We start from the raw sequence: 15,200 nt of genomic DNA, 5'->3' as shown, positions 1-15,200 counted from the left end.
CCGGCGTCAACAGCACGTGCCCACGCGCTCGGCGCGGCGAGCGCGCCTGCTGCGGCAACTGCACGCGACCTCGGCAGGACAGCGATGAAACGACGCGCGCTGCTCGCGGGTACCTGTGCCGGAGTGCTGGCCCTCGTCGTCGGCTGTGCCAACAGTACGGAGTTGTCCGCGGCGAACGGGCGCACGACCATCATGCTGGCGTCGTCGATCACCGGTAGCTCGTTCCTCGCCGTGACCGCCGGTATCGAGCAGGGGATCTTCGACAAGAACGGCATCGACGTCGAGGTCATCAAGGTCAAGAGCACCGCAGAGGCAACCGCGGCGGTGGCGAGTGGGCAGGCCACCGTCGCGGCCATGCTCACCGAAGGCGTGATCTCCTCCCGGGCATCGGGTTCGGACCTGAAGATCATCGCCAATCTCCTCACCGAGCAGCAGTCATCCCTGCACGACTGGTTCGCCAGGCGCGGGATTCCCGATCCGTGGGCTCGGTACCTCGGAGAAGCGGCATCCGAGCGCACTCCGGTTCGCGGGCGCCGCGGCAATCGAGCCAACGAGGGCGACGCAGAATCGTCGTCTGCCACCCGTCCCGGCATAGCTACCCCCCGGCACCGGAATCCACGGATCCCGGGCCTAACAGGTGAACCCAACACGGCCTAATGGGTTAACACCCAGAGGAACTCGGCACGGTGAAGGTGCCGGTACAGATCGTGTGGGGCGCGACGACGAATGGCTGAACCGTTCGTTCGCCGACGATCTCGCGAGCCGCATCCCCGGGGCGAACAACGTTCGTTCCCGGCGCCGGGCACTTTCTCACCGAGGACGAGCCCGACCTCGTGGCGCAGGCTCTCGCCGACTTCCTCACGCAGTGAGCGCCGGTGTCACTGTCGGTCGGGAGTGTGCAGCGGGTCGGTAATGGTGATCTCCGCCGTCGGCGTCAGGACGTTTCGGTGGGGCGGCAGGTACGGCCCGTCGCTCGAGGGGTGCCTCGGGTGAGGTGTTCCGAGGCCGCCCTTCCGTCGAGGCGCTCGGGTAGTGAGGGCGCACGCCGGGCCGAGACCGGGCAAGGAAGCTTCGGGGCGCGCGACGTCGATACGCCTTCGATCCGGGTTGCAGCGACCTGGGGGTCGCACTGCTGAGAAACGCGAGAATTCCAGAACCGTGGGACTAGCGAACGTACGTACGCCTAACGTAGTGTTGAAGGCCACAGCAACACTTGTACGGCTAAGGAGAACGATGTTTACTCTCGTCGACGCTATTCGTCGCAACGAGCGGCTGGTGCCTGGGCGCGAAGCGATCTTCGACGGTACGCGCCGGCTCACCCATGGAGAACTCGCGGACAGGGCGTGGCGGATCGCCGCCGGCCTGCGGGCGCGGGGTGTCGAGCCCGGTGACACCGTCGGCGTGCTGGCGGGCAACACTGCCTTCAGCATCGAAACCTTCCTGGGAATCGTCGCCGCCGGCGCCGCCTTTGTCCCATACAACTGGCGATGGGCGACGGAGGAGCTGGCCCATGGAATCAACGAGACCGGCGCCCGTGTCGTACTCGTCGGCGATGGCTTCGACGCCGCCATCGCGGAGGTCCTGGCCGGTGACGGCCTCGAAGCGCCGGTCACCGTGGTGCACGAGGGAGACGAGTTCGATCACCTCCTGCGGTCGGAACCGATCAAGGATGTGCCGGTTCAAGCATCGGATGCTGCCTGCATCCTGTTCACCGGCGGCACCACCGGTTTCTCCAAGGGGGTCGTGCTCTCGCACTCGGCGATCCTGACCAACGCAGTCAACGAAATCGCCGACTGCCGGATCGGTGGCCGCCCGAACGATCGCGGCCTCGTCGTCACCCCGCTCTTCCACTCTGCCGCACTGTTGTGCTGGTTCCTGCCCCATTACGTCACGGGGAACAGTTCGGTCCTCGTCCACAAATTCGTGGAAGAGGAGATCGCGGACCTCGTCGCCCGCGAGTCGATCACCAACATGTTTCTCGTGCCCAACATGATCCGGCGCATGCTCAAGTCGGGCACGTTCGACACCGACGGGTTCCGCAACAATTTCAAGGCCCTCCACACCGGTGCCGGGTTGCTGCGCATGCCGGACAAGCTGGCAGTGTCGGCACTGATCCCGGATGTCGACCTGTTTTTCCGCTACGGCCTCACTGAAGCAGGGCCGATGGTCACCCGTTTGCTCCCACAGGACATGCTCCGGCCGGAGATAGACGGCTCGATCGGCACCGAATACCTCCTCACCGAGGTCGAGTTGCGTGATCTTTACGACGGTGCCCCGACCGCGGTGGGGGAGATCGGAGAGATCTGCGTCCGCGGCCCCAATCTGATGACCGGATACTTCGGTCGACCGGAGGCCACCAAGGAGGTACTCGACAACGGCTGGCTGCGTACCGGTGACCTGGCGGTTCGCGACGAAAATGGCTACCTGTACTTCCGCGACCGGGCCAAGGACATGATCAAGACCGGTGGCGAGAACGTGTACAGCTCGGAGATCGAGCAGTTGCTCCACACGCACCCGGCTGTCATGGAAGCCGCCGTCCTCGGCGTGCCGAGTGAAGAGTGGGACGAGGAGGTGCGCGCTGTGATCGCCGTTCGGCCGGGTCAGACCGTCACGGAGACGGAGATCGCCACGTTCCTGCGCAAGCACTTGGCCGGATACAAGGTTCCGAAGATGATCGCGCTTGTGGGCCCGAACGCCTTGCCGATGAATCCCAGCGGCAAGATCGTCAAGACCAACATCCGGGCGACGATGGGCTGGTGACAACGGTGCCGACAATCAGCGAGAATAGCGATCGACTAACGTACGATTGTTCCTGAGACCGCTTGCCGGCCCCTTCGGGGACCGTCCAATTTACCTCGGAGGGGGCACAGTGACGCGAGCAACTCGGGTGACACGCGGCGGCGCGCGCACCAACGTCGCTATACGGGAGGCCGCGGCCAGCCTGTTCTACGAGCACGGCTACGAAGCCACGTCGCTGCGCACCGTTGCGAGCGAGGTCGGCATCCAGGTCGGCAGCCTCTACAACCACATCAGCGGCAAAGAAGAGTTGCTGACCGACATCATGGTGTCGGTCATGGACGAACTCCTCGAAGCCGTGAACAATGCGCTCGTCAGCGTCGATGGGAGTGCGCTGGACCGGTTCAAGGCGGCGGTCGACTGCCACATCCGTTATCACGCGGAGCATGCGCGAGAGACGTTCATCGGCAATACCGAGCTCCGGGCCCTGAGCAACGGAGACTTGGAGTTGGTCCTCGCCAAGCGTGCCGAGTACGAGCGCCTGCTGCAGAAACTCATCAAGGATGTGGCCAAGGAAACCGGCGCGGACATCCTCGATGCCAAATTGCAGACGTACTCGATACTGGCTCAGGGTGCGCACGTGTCGTCCTGGTACAAACCCGGCGGCCCGAAGTCCCTCGACAAGGTCGTCAACACCTACATCAAGATGGCGCTGCGCCAGCTCGGCGTCGAGAACGCCGGCTGACCCGACCGTATATCCGTTCAGCCCGCGCCCGGGGCACCAGCCCGGGGTGCAGGCTGTCAACTTTGGTGACACACACGCAACGAATGCCCCGGAGCGGTGCGTAGCGAGGATGTCGCTGCATGCGCGGCAGCGCGGTGCGTGGTTGCGGGCGTCTCCGATCGATGACTACGGCCGCGTACTCACGTGGGATCGCTGCGCTGTCAGTCCCGTTGTCTCGGTATTGCTTTCGTGGGGAATGCTTCCCGGACTGTGTTGATCTCTTGGTGGCGCTCGTCTGCCGCAATGGCACATGCAGCGGCCCCTCGTCCTCGCTCTGCGCACATGGTTGACATTTGCTGTCGCTCACATCACACTCTAATTAAACAAACGCACGTACGTTTGTTGGTTGCTCCGCCGGCATCGGCAGGGTCGTACATCGAGAGATTGGAAACTCAATGAGCCGCTTGGAGGGCAAGGTCGCCCTGATTACCGGGGCCGCACGCGGCCAGGGCCGTTCGCACGCACTGGGGCTGGCCAAAGAGGGCGCTGACATCATCGCCATCGACATCGCCGACCAGATCGGCAGTGTGCCGTACCCGATGGCGTCGCTCGACGACCTGAAGGAAACGGCGCGACTGGTCGAGGAGCTGGGCCGCCGGGTGGTCATCGCGCAGGCCGACGTGCGCAACCTGAAGCAGATGGAGGCTGCGGTCGCCGACGGCCTCGCCGAGTTCGGCCGTATCGACATCGTCTGCGCCAACGCAGGCATCATCTCGGCCAATAAGGTCCTCGACCTGACCGAAGAGCAGTGGAATGACATGATCGACACCAACCTGACCGGTGTCTTCCACACCGTCAAGGCCGCGGTGCCGAACATGGTCGAGCGGGGCGAAGGTGGCTCGGTCATCTTTACCGGATCGACGTCGAGCTTGAACGGCTACCCGAACGTCGGCCACTACGTCACCGCCAAGCACGGCATTGTCGGACTGATGCACACCCTCGCGAACGAGCTGGGCCCCAAGGGGATCCGTGTCAATGCGGTCCATCCGACGAACGTCAACACCAAGCTCTTGCAGAACGAGACCTTCTACGGACTCTTCCGTCCGGACCTTGCACACCCGACGCTCGAGGACTCCCGCGACGCGTTCGCCACGATGCACTCGCTCCCGAACATCCCGTGGGTCGAACCCATCGACATCACCAACGCCGTGCTCTTCCTGGCCTCGGACGAGTCGCGGTACATCACCGGAATCAACCTGCCCATCGACGCCGGCGCAAGTCAGAAGGTCGGCGGCTAGAAGCCGTCGGATTCCGTGGCCGGTTCAGTTCCGGCCGCGGGACCATCCCCGCTACCCCTTCACCCGAGACGTTTCCGTCGCGGGTGAAGGGGCAGCGGGCTTTGCGCTGCGTGTTTTCTCGCCTGTGCTCAGTGAGGGCGGCTCATACGCGCACCACGGCCGGGCCTGACGCTGACAAAGTGCGCAGTGGAACAGAATGCAACTGGTGCAGGTGATTCGTCGGACTGTGTCGGAATCACGCATGTCCTCGACGGGTGACTGCGCTTCTTCCCTGCTGGCCGCCACCTGTTCGAGGGACGTTCCTGCGGACTCGCCGGATTCGACGACTCTCGGTGCGTCGTAGTGGGTGGCCGTGATTGTTCTACCTCATGACGTGCTCGGGTCCGGCCGGGTACGAGGGGCCGGTGGCGCGATGCACTCCCGGGGGCCGGGACGCGAGGCGGGTACGTCTGGTCTGACGGACGCGCTTGGTGCGAATGATCAGGCACTGCGGGATAGGTCGCTTTCGGAGTCGAACGTCGACTTGATCCGACGGGAGGCACCCGGATCCCGGGCCCTCGTCGTGAGGGCCCGGGATCCGGGTGCTGAAAGCGAATGGCGAGGATGCGCGGCGTCAGAGCGCCATTCCACCATCCACCGGAAGAACGACGCCGGTCGTCCAGTCGTCTTCGAGTGCGAACCGTGCGATCCACCGGGCGGTGTCGACGGGATCGCCGACCCGGCGTAGTGGAATTGCCTCAGCCCGCTCGCGGAGTAGCGTCGACTCTTGCTCCGCGCTCATCCCGGCGGTCCGGTAGATCGCGGTCGGCGTCGGTCCGGGAGCGACGGAATTGACCCGAACCCCCTCAGGCCCCAACTCGAGGGCCCAGCATCGGGTCAGGTGCGCGACCGCCGCCTTCGACGCCGCGTAGTGAGCGTTACTGGCGGTCGGTTTGAGGGCAACCGAGCTGGCCACGTTCACGATGGACCCCCGGGTGCTCTTGAGCGCCGGGAGCAACGCCTGCGTGACCACCGTCGTCCCGAGTACGTTCACCTCGAACAGCGCACGCACCGACGCGGCACTGACGTCGGCTAGCGGACCGACCAAAAACGCGCCTGCGCAGTTGATCACGAAGTCAATGCGGCCCCAGTGCTTCAACGCCGCCGACGCTGCGGATGCGACCACCGCCGCGTCGGTGACATCGACGGTACGGGTAGCGACATCCTCCCGCCCGGCAAGATCTGCCAGCGCCTCGTCGCTCCGATCCCACGCGTCGACGCGGGCGCCGTGGTCGACCAGCACATCGAGACAGGCCCGACCGATCCCGGTGCCCGCACCGGTGACGACACCGGTGAGACCTTCTCGCCGCGGTGCGAGCACCGGCGCGCTCATACCGGGGTGACGCCGTTGCGACGGGCGGGCGCGGTGCGGTCCCGCTTGCGGTAGAGCGCCAGACGCTGGGTGAGCTCGTTCCGCAGCTCGTTCGCAGGCACGACCGCTTCGACGGCGTTCTCGTTCGCGATCTTGAACACGTCGATCCCGGCGGCGTACTCGGCCTGCTTCTCGGCGATGAACGCGGCCCGCTCCTCCGGATCCTCGATGGCCTGGATGCGGTTGTAGTGGATGCCGTTCACGGCAGCGTCCGGGCCCATCAGGGCGGGCTTGGCCGTCGGCAGCGCGATCAGGGCGTCCGGCTGCATCGGGGCACCGGACATTGCGAGATACCCGCCGCCGTATGCCTTGCGCAGCAGCACGGTGATGCGGGGGACGCGGGCCTCGGAGACGGCGAAGATCATCTTCGCGCCGTGCCGGATGATGCCCTGGCGTTCGACCTCGGAGCCGATCATGTAGCCGGCGATGTCGACCAGGAACAGGATCGGGATGTTGTAGGCGTTGCAGATCCAGATGAACCGGGCGGCCTTGTCGGAGGAGTCGGGGAAGATCACCCCGCCCTTGACGGTGGGCTGGTTGGCGACGATGCCGACGCTTTGGCCGTTCAGGCGCGCGAACCCGGTGACCAGTTCCGGGGCGAACAAATCCTTGTACGGGAAGAAGCTGGCGTCGTCGACGAGGGAGTCGATCAGCTCGTGGATGTCGAAGATCTCGGATTCGACCTCGGGGACGATCTCCTTGATGGTCCGGGCACCGGACGGGTCCGCCGGTGCGGTGACCGGGGGTTCCTGCTCCCAGTTGGACGGAAGGAACGACAGCCACACCCGCACGGCGGCAATGGCTTCGGCGTCGTCCTCGACGAGGACGTCGGACAGGCCGGAGACGGTCGAGTGCATCTCCGCCCCACCCATCTCCTCGAGGGTGACGTCTTCGCCGGTGACCATCTGTGCCAGCCTCGGGGAGCCCAGGTAGGCGGTGGCGTGGCCGCGGACCATGATGGTCAGGTCGCACAGGGCGGGCACATAGGCGGAGCCGGCGGGGGAGGGCCCGAACAGGGCGCAGACCTGCGGGACGCGGCCGGAGATCTGGACCTGGTTGTAGAAGATGTTGCCCCAGGCACGGCGGCCGACGAAGCTTTCGAACTGTTCGTCGATGCGGGCGCCGGCGGAGTCGAACAGGTACACGATCGGGGTGCCGGTGGAGTCGGCGAGTTCCTGGGCGCGCACGATCTTCTCGAAGGTGCGCTTGCCCCAGGTGCCGGCCTTGACGGTGTAGTCGTTGGCGATGACGACGACGTCGCGGCCGTCGACCTTGCCGACCGCGGTGACGACGGCATCGCCGGGCAGGCCCTCGTCGAAGCGGGCGAGCAGGCCGTCCTCGAAGGACCAGCTGTTGTCGAAGAGAAGCTCGAGGCGATCGCGCACGAGCATCTTGCCGGCGTCGATCTGCTTCTGGCGCTGCTTCTCCGAGCCGCCGAGTCGGGCGGCGGTCAGGCGCGCTTCCAACTCATCGTGCGGGCTGTGGGTGGGCGCCGTCTGGGTGTCGTCCAGGATGTCAGTCATCGGAACTCCAAATAAATTCGGTGCGAGAAGGATTCGGGTTGCTAGTTGTAGCTGAACAGCAGGGAGGCGCCGCCGTCGATCACGGTGGTCGTCCCGTTGACCCCGCGGGAGGCGCGGCCGGCGAGGAATCCGATGACCGCGGCGACGTCGTCGGGGTCGAGGATGCGTCCGGTCGGTGTCTTGGCCGCCATCCGCTCTGCCGCGGGGCGGTCGAGCATCGGGGTGACCATCGCGCCGGGGGCGACGGCGTTCACGGTGACCGCGGTGCCCCAGAAGTCGAACATCAGGGAGCTGGTCAGGTTGATCAGTGCGGCCTTGGAGGCGGCGTAGGCGGGGTATTCGTAGCCGCGGGTGCCGGCGAAGGAGGCGCAGTTGATCACTCGTCCGTATTCGGCGGCCTTCAGATCGTCCGCGAAGGCCTGGGTGAGCAGGAACGGGGCGGTGACGTTGACGTCCATGACCTGCCGCCAGGAGTCGGCGGTGGTGTCGGCGAGATGGGTGCGGCGCAGGATGCCGGCGATGTTGACCAGATGGGACACGGGGCCGAGGTCCGCGTGCACCGCGTCGACCAGCGAACCGGCCGCCGATTCGGAGGTGATGTCCACGCCGTAGGCGGCGCTGGTGACCCCATTGTTGCCCAGTTCGGTGGCGGTGCGCTTGGCCGCGGCTTCGTCGATGTCGACGCAGGCCACCGCCAGGCCGAGTTCGCCGAGCACCGTGGCGGTGACGGTTCCGAGTCCGCCTCCGGCGCCGGTGACGACCGCGACCGGCGGCCCTGCGGGTGTGGTCATCTCACTCACCTGCCGCCACGACGGTGGCCAGGGATGCTCCGGCCGCGACGACCTGCCCGACCTCGACGTGCAAGGACTCGACGACACCGTTAACGGCGGCGCGGATCGGGTTTTGCATCTTCATCGCCTCGAGGACCATCAGCACCTGCCCTGCCTCGACCTGGGCGCCGACCTCTACGTCGATCTGCGCGACTGTGCCCTGCATCGGGCTCTTGGCCTCACCGCTCGCCGCGGCGCCGCCGCCCCGCTTCTTCCGTGGTCCGCCGGTCGCGGCGCGGCGCGCCTGCGGCTCGGCGACGGGTGCGGCGGCGGCCGGACCGGCGGGAGTGAAGAACGGGATCACGTAGCGGCGATCGCCCACCCACACCTCGTTGCGGGGCAGCATCTCCTCGGTGTCCTCGGCATCGGTGTCGGACAGGTCCTCGACCGGCGGCAGCAGGGAGGCGAAGTCGATATCGCGCTCGAGCCAGTTGGTGTGCATTGCGACGTTGCGGAAGTCCTTGTGCGCAATGATCTGTCGTGCGGCAGGGACGGTGGTCGGGACGCCGTCGATGATCAGCTCGTCGAGGGCGAGGGTCAGCCGGTCCAGGGCGCGGTCCCGGGTCGGTGCCCACACGATGAGCTTGCCTACCAGGCTGTCGTAGTACGGCTGCACCTCGTCGCCGGATTCGTAACCGCCGTCCCAGCGGACGCCGGCGCGCGTCGGTGCCTGCACGGTGGCAATCGGGCCGGGGCTGGGCATGAACAGGGCGCCGCGGGTGTCCTCGGCGTTGACGCGGACCTCGATCGCGTGCCCTCGCGGGGCGGCGCCGGACTCGGTGATCGACAGCGGCTCGCCGGCAGCCACGGCGAGTTGCTCGGCGACCAGATCCAGGCCCAGGGTCATCTCGGTGACCGGGTGCTCGACCTGGATGCGGGTGTTCATCTCCAGGAAGTAGAAGGCCTCCCGGTCGGCCTCGACGAGGAACTCGACGGTGCCGGCGCCGACGTAGCCGACCTGCTTGGCCAGGCGGACCGACGCCTCGCCCATGGCGCGGCGCAGCTCGTCCGACAGGCCGGGAGCGGGTGCTTCCTCGATCAGCTTCTGGTGCCGGCGCTGCACCGAGCAGTCGCGGTCGCCGATCCACACCGCGTTGCCGTGGGTGTCGGCGAAGACCTGGACCTCGACGTGGCGAGCGCTGGAGAGGTACCGCTCGAGGTAGACGTCGTCGCGACCGAACGCGGCAGCGGATTCCTGCTTGGCCGAGGCGAACGCGGATTCGGCCTCCGCGGCCGAGGCGACCGTCCGCATGCCGCGGCCGCCACCGCCGTAGGTGGCCTTGATCGCCACCGGGTAGCCGTACTCGTCACCGAACGCAATCACGTCCGCCGCGGAGGCGATGGTGCCCTGCGAGCCGGGGACCTGCGGGACGTCGGCCTTCGCGGCGAGATCGCGGGCGGCGATCTTCGAACCCATCACCTCGATCGCCGAGGAGGGGGGCCCGATGAAGATCAATCCCGCGTCTTCCACGGCCTTGGCGAACGCGGCGTTCTCGGCCAGGAAGCCGTATCCGGGGTGCACGGCCTGCGCGCCGGTGCTCTTGGCGGCCTCGATGATCTTGTCGATCGCCAGGTACGACTCCGACGCGGAGGCCGCGCCGAGCAGGACCGCCTCGTCGGCCAGCCGCACATGCAGTGCCTTCTCGTCCGCCTCCGAGTACACGGCGACGCTGGCTACACCGGCCTCTGCGCAGGTGCGAATGATGCGGACCGCGATTTCGCCGCGGTTGGCGACGAGGACCTTGGACAACATGCCCGGACTCCTTGGGGTTTCGAAATACCTGTGCGATGGACGCCCCGGTGTGGGGTCGCCTTCGTAAGACCATGTCGCTTAGACAAACAATCGTACGTTCGCTTACGGTACCGTCAGATGTGGTAACGGTCAACGATGGTCCCCCGCCGCATCCGTGCGGTGGGGTCGACGACAGAGAGGGCGCGGACAGTGATTGCCTCTGCCGAACAACTCGAGTCCCTGGTCGACGCTCTGCGAGTGACCCCCGCGGGGGTGAACCGGTTCGATGGACCGACCTCGGTGCGCAAACTTCCCCGGCTCTTCGGCGGACAGGTTCTCGCCCAGGCCGTGATGGCGGCCGGTGCGACCGTGCCCGCCGACCGGTATCCGCATTCGCTGCATACTCTGTTCCTGCGGGGTGGGGACCCTGGTGCGCCCGTCGCCTATCAGGTGGCGATCCTGCGAGACGGCCGCTCCTTCAGCGCTCGCGCCGTCACCGCCACCCAGGGCGATGATGTGCTGGCGACACTGCAGCTCTCGTTCGCGACCGAGCAGGACGGCCCCGAGCACGAATGGTCCCCGCCGCTGACCGAGACGCCGCCGGACGAACTGTTGCCGCTGCACGAGCAACTTGCCGGCGAGAGTGCGGTGCTGCCGGAGTGGTGGTCGAGGCCCCACCCCTTCGATTTCCGCTTTCTCGAACATCCCGAGGCGCTGGCTGCGGCCGGCACCCGGAATCCCGAGCAGAGGTTCTGGGTGCGCGCGGCCACCCGGGTCCCGGACGAGCCGTTGCTGCACACTGCCCTGATGGCGTATGTCAGCGACCTGACCCTGCTCGATCCGGCGCTGATGCCGCACGGGCGCTCCTGGTACGGCAACCGGGTGATCGCCGGTGCCAGCATCGACCACGCGATGTGGTTTCACCGCCGGTTCTCGATGAACGACTGGATGCTGTGTCGGCAGGTCAGCCCGATCGCCACCGGTGGCCGGTGCCTGTGCACCTGCGACTTCACCACCGAGGCGGGTGCGCGCATCGCGTCGGCCTCCCAGGAAGGCATCCTGCGCGAACCCTGATCTCGACGCCGCCGTTCAGACCGGCACGATCTCCGACTCGGAGGCGAGAAACCAGGTGATGTCCCCGATGAACTCTTCCTCGTGCTCGCGGACGGCGTCCGCCTCCGGCGAGGCGAACGCCTGGGCCACCGCGGCGACGGACGGGAACCACAGCTCCGCCATCCCGTCGTACGCCCATTCCGTGCGATGCTCGATCGCCGGATTCTGCACGTAGCGCTCGAGCTCCGGGAGCTTCCATACGTACTCGGGGTGCTCGACGTTCCAGTACCGAAGGAACTCATCGCGAGAGAGCTCGGACTTCGACGTGATCAGCGCAACGATCTTGACGGACATACATTTCTCCTTCAGTCGGGGTCGGCGACGGTAGAAATTCGGCGACAAATAGGGAATGCACGGCGGCGTTCGGCCGGAGATGACAGCTTCCGGTCGAACGCCGCCGCGAGGGGATCAGTGCGCGAGGGTCTTCGTCTTGTCCAGACCAGCCCCGGTCAGGGCTCGCACTTGAAGTTCGTCGAAGGCGGCGTCGTCTGCGGGCTCGCGACTGAGGTAGCTGCCCACGATGCACCCGAGGAATCCGGCGGGCACCGACAGCAGAATTGGGAAGGCCAGCGGGAAGGGCGCTGTGGTCGACAATGAATCCGACAGCAGCGGAGCCAGACTCGGCCACACCAGCGGACCTGTCAGAATCAGCGCCAACGCCGTCAGCAGACCCGACAGCGCCCCGACTACGGCCCCGAGGGTACGCATCCGCCGCCAGAGCAACGTCATGATCAGGACGGGGAAGTTCGCGCTGGCCGCGGTGGAGGTCGCCAGCGTGGCCAGGAAGGTCACGTTCTGGGTGCCGCCGATGGCCAGGGTGACACCGACGGTGACGATCACCAACGCCACCGCCGCGATCCGGCCGACCGTCATCTCCTCGGTTTCGGGACGATGGAACGTCTTGGCCCACAGGTCGTGGGCGATCGTGCTCGACGCGCTGAGCACCAGGCCGGCCGACACCGCCAGCAGCGTGGCGATCGAGACCGCGACCACCAGCGCCAGCAGCAGGTCGGACGCGAAGCCGTCTCCACCGCCGAGCCAGACGGTCAAGGCGGGTAGGGCGAGATTGCCGCCCTTGCCGGCGATTTCCTCCCCGCCGGCGCCGAGGGCGGCGCGTGCCGAGATGCCGAGGAACGCGATGAGGACGTTGAATCCGCCGATCAGACTGATCGCCCAGATCGCGGACTTGCGTGCCTCGATGGCGTCGGGGACGGTGAAGAACCGCATCAGCACGTGGGGCAGGCCGACCGCGGACAACGTCACGGCCACTGCCATGGAGATGATGTTCCAGGGCCCCTTGAAGGAGTTGCCGGTGGCCAGGTAGTGATCGCCGAATTTACTCTGCGAGACCGCCTGCTCGATGATGTTGAGCGGGTTGGGATCGATCCGGATGAGAACCAGGATCACCAGCAGCGCGACGACGCTCATCAGGGCCACGGCCTTGATGATCTGCAGCCACGTCGTGGCGAGCATTCCGCCGAAGAGCACATAGGTCAGCATCAGGACCGCGGCGATCACCACGCCCCAGGAAAAGTCGATCCCGGCGAGTGCCTCCATCAGCACGCCGCCGGCAACCATCTGGGCGAGCAGATAGAAGACGCAGATGAACAGCGTCGAGATCGCCGAGACGATGCGGACCGGACCGGACCGCAATCGGGTGGCGAGCGCGTCGGCGAACGTGAAACGCCCCAGATTACGCAGCTTTTCGGCGATCAGGAACATCACCATCAGGAAGATCCCGCACGCGAAGATCGCGTAGACGATGCCGTCCATGCCGTAGAGGTAGGCCAGCCCGGCATAACCCAGCAGCGAGGCCGAGGACAGGAAGTCGCCGGCGATGGCGGTGCCGTTCTTGCGTCCGGTCATACCGCCGCCGGCCGTCCAGAACTCCGCCGACGTCTTCGTGCGGCGCGAGGCGAAGTAGGTCGCCACGAAGGTCGTGGCCAGCAGCAGGATCGTGACGACGACGGCGGTGGTGTTGAATCCGTCAGACATTGCCCGCGACCTCTCGCTCGGGAGCGGCGGCGGGCACGCTCAGCACGGCCGCGGCCAGGATGTCCCAGTGGCGTGCGCGCCGCACGTACCAGGCGCCGAGGCTCATCACCGTCGCGACGTAGGCCAGGGACAGGATCAGCCCGACGCTCAGACCCGGGACGGGACGTGTCGCGATGATCTCCGGGGCGAAGGCGGCGAAGCCGACGAGCGCGCAGAACGCCACCGCGAAAACGCTCCAGGCAACGGTGAAGAAGCTGCGGCGGTCACGTCGCAGGCGGAGCATCGCCGGATCCGACCAGAGCCGACTCCAGTCGACAGCGGTCTCGGTGGGAGGCATGGTCACCCTTTCTCGTGATGGTCGGTGCCGTCTTTCGCGGGTGAAAAGCGAGTTCACGACGAGTGATGGCGGGGCCGGTTGCGTTGTGGGACCGTGCGGCCTGCACGCCCTCTGTAATGGGCATCACACACGCTATACGAACGTGTGTTTGTTTGTCTAGGCGGAAGGAAATGGCTGCCTGAGCCCTTGGAAAAACGTGCGTTCGTTTGTATCGTGGGATGGGTGACCAGGTCACAGCGCGACGGCCGCACCTTTGCGCCCGAAGGCCGCGGTCACCCCGAGTCGGAGGAGTCTCATGATCGGAAGCGGCACCTTGCCGGACACCACGGAGCAAGCGGATCTGCGCGAGATGGTGCGCGAGATCATCGAACGATTTGCACCCCCGCAGCGGGTCAGCGAACTCGACGACGCCAACGCGTTCGACCTCGAGCTGTACCGGGCGCTCGGGGAAGCCGGGCTGATCGGACTCGACGCCCAGGCCGACGGCACGACCGGCGCCGACCCCCGACATCAGATCATCGTCCTCGAAGAGCTCGCCGCCGGCCCGACTTCGATGGCGGTGTGCCTGGTCGTGCAGTATATGGGCGTCGGACTGCTCACCGAGTACGGCAGCGACCAGCAGCGCAGCAGCGTCCTGGCCCCGCTCCTCGACGGCAGCGAGCGGGTGGCCTTCGCACTGACCGAACCCGACGGCGGCACCGACGTCGCCCGCGTCATGCGTACCCGGGCGAAGCAGTCCGACGGCGGCCGGTGGGTACTCAACGGCGCCAAAACCTGGATCTCGGGTCCGCAGCACGCGAGGAATCTCATCGTCCTGGCTCGGACCTCGACGCCCGAGTCCTCTCCGATCGACGGCATCACCATGTTCGTGGTCCCGACCGACGCTCCCGGCATCACCGTGCGGGAACTCGATACCTTCGCCATCCACAGCCTGGACACCTGCGAGGTCACCTTCGACAACGTCGAAATCGATGCTTCCGCCGTACTCGGGCACGTCGACCAGGGGTTCCGGCAGGTGCTGGGCACCCTCAACGGGGAACGGCTCAACGCCGCCGCCGCCGCACTGGGGATCGCGCGGGGTGCGTTGGAAGCGGCCGTCGACTACGGCCGCCAGCGTCAGGTGTTCGGGCGTCCGGTCGGCAGCTTCCAGGCCGGCCAGCACCGGCTCGTCGACGGCGCCATCGCGATCGAGTCGGCCCGGGCCCTGATGCTGCAGGCCGCCGAGGCCACCGCCACCGGGCAACGCGCCGACATTCTCAGCGCCATGGCCAAGGTCGCCGCCTCCGATGCGGCGGTCGCCGTCACCGACGCCGGCATGCGTCTGATGGGCGGATCCGGGTTCAGCAAGGAGTACCCGATGGAACGGTTGTTCCGCGACGCCCGCCTCTACACCTTCGCCCCACTGACCAACGAGATGCTCCGCAACCACATCGGTGAGAAGTATCTGGGATTGCCGCGGTCGTTCTGACTCGCGTACCCGCACAACACAACACAGAAAGAA

The 15,200-nt window shown here is 66.6% G+C and carries 13 protein-coding genes; 6 read left to right on the top strand and 7 right to left on the bottom strand.

The window, feature by feature from the left end; translation table 11 throughout:
* Nucleotides 1-84: 84 nt before the first annotated feature.
* From ROP_RS44140 to ROP_RS15440, 4 genes are all read left to right on the top strand, one after another.
* A complete protein-coding gene (locus tag ROP_RS44140) occupies nt 85-657 on the top strand; it encodes an ABC transporter substrate-binding protein (protein ID WP_012690326.1) in 573 nt (190 codons plus the stop codon).
* Nucleotides 658-1,233: 576 nt separating this feature from the next.
* Nucleotides 1,234-2,760, top strand: coding sequence for a class I adenylate-forming enzyme family protein (locus ROP_RS15450; RefSeq protein ID WP_012690325.1), 1,527 nt, complete (start codon nt 1,234-1,236; stop codon nt 2,758-2,760).
* 109 nt (nt 2,761-2,869) lie between these two features.
* On the top strand, nt 2,870-3,481 hold the full coding sequence (locus ROP_RS15445; RefSeq protein ID WP_231868925.1) for a TetR/AcrR family transcriptional regulator: 612 nt from the start codon (nt 2,870-2,872) through the stop codon (nt 3,479-3,481).
* A gap of 434 nt (nt 3,482-3,915) precedes the next feature.
* Nucleotides 3,916-4,758 carry a mycofactocin-coupled SDR family oxidoreductase gene (locus tag ROP_RS15440; protein ID WP_005250628.1) on the top strand — a complete coding sequence of 281 codons (843 nt, stop codon included), beginning with the start codon at nt 3,916-3,918 and terminating at the stop codon, nt 4,756-4,758.
* Nucleotides 4,759-5,371: 613 nt separating this feature from the next.
* Here the strand turns inward: ROP_RS15440 and ROP_RS15435 are convergent.
* From ROP_RS15435 to ROP_RS15420, 4 genes are read right to left on the bottom strand one after another with little or no spacing between them, the layout of a single operon-like run.
* Nucleotides 5,372-6,130, bottom strand: a complete 759-nt coding sequence (locus tag ROP_RS15435) for an SDR family NAD(P)-dependent oxidoreductase (protein ID WP_012690323.1) — start codon at nt 6,128-6,130, stop codon at nt 5,372-5,374.
* On the bottom strand, nt 6,127-7,692 hold the full coding sequence (locus tag ROP_RS15430) for an acyl-CoA carboxylase subunit beta (RefSeq protein ID WP_012690322.1): 1,566 nt from the start codon (nt 7,690-7,692) through the stop codon (nt 6,127-6,129). The genes ROP_RS15435 and ROP_RS15430 overlap by 4 nt, the downstream gene beginning before the upstream one ends.
* A 41-nt stretch (nt 7,693-7,733) precedes the next feature.
* A complete protein-coding gene (locus tag ROP_RS15425) occupies nt 7,734-8,483 on the bottom strand; it encodes an SDR family NAD(P)-dependent oxidoreductase (RefSeq protein WP_012690321.1) in 750 nt (249 codons plus the stop codon).
* A gap of 1 nt (nt 8,484) precedes the next feature.
* Complete coding sequence (locus tag ROP_RS15420) at nt 8,485-10,275, bottom strand: acetyl/propionyl/methylcrotonyl-CoA carboxylase subunit alpha (RefSeq protein WP_012690320.1); 1,791 nt, start codon at nt 10,273-10,275, stop codon at nt 8,485-8,487.
* 189 nt (nt 10,276-10,464) lie between these two features.
* Between ROP_RS15420 and ROP_RS15415 the strand changes: the two genes are divergently transcribed.
* A complete protein-coding gene (locus tag ROP_RS15415; protein WP_012690319.1) occupies nt 10,465-11,328 on the top strand; it encodes an acyl-CoA thioesterase in 864 nt (287 codons plus the stop codon).
* A 15-nt stretch (nt 11,329-11,343) separates the two neighbouring features.
* Here ROP_RS15415 and ROP_RS15410 read toward each other — a convergent pair whose 3' ends face one another.
* The 3 genes from ROP_RS15410 to ROP_RS15400 form a co-directional block, all read right to left on the bottom strand.
* Nucleotides 11,344-11,661: an EthD family reductase gene (locus ROP_RS15410; RefSeq protein WP_012690318.1), complete on the bottom strand. Its 318-nt coding sequence runs from the start codon at nt 11,659-11,661 to the stop codon at nt 11,344-11,346.
* 114 nt (nt 11,662-11,775) lie between these two features.
* Entirely contained in the window at nt 11,776-13,362 is a 1,587-nt protein-coding gene (locus ROP_RS15405; protein ID WP_012690317.1) for a solute symporter family protein, read from the bottom strand.
* The gene (locus ROP_RS15400; RefSeq protein WP_012690316.1) at nt 13,355-13,699 is read right to left on the bottom strand and encodes a DUF485 domain-containing protein; all 345 of its coding nucleotides are present in this window, start codon (nt 13,697-13,699) and stop codon (nt 13,355-13,357) included. The genes ROP_RS15405 and ROP_RS15400 overlap by 8 nt, the downstream gene beginning before the upstream one ends.
* A 295-nt stretch (nt 13,700-13,994) precedes the next feature.
* Here ROP_RS15400 and ROP_RS15395 point away from each other — a divergent pair, with 295 nt between their 5' ends.
* Nucleotides 13,995-15,167: an acyl-CoA dehydrogenase family protein gene (locus ROP_RS15395; RefSeq protein WP_012690315.1), complete on the top strand. Its 1,173-nt coding sequence runs from the start codon at nt 13,995-13,997 to the stop codon at nt 15,165-15,167.
* The last annotated feature ends 33 nt before the right edge of the window (nt 15,168-15,200 follow it).

It is taken from the genome of Rhodococcus opacus B4 (genome assembly GCF_000010805.1).
In the GTDB taxonomy this organism is placed as follows: Bacteria; Actinomycetota; Actinomycetes; order Mycobacteriales; family Mycobacteriaceae; genus Rhodococcus_F; species Rhodococcus_F opacus_C.
The sequence above is the reverse complement of the archived record's forward strand: the minus strand, read 5'-3'. Positions and strand labels throughout refer to the sequence as shown.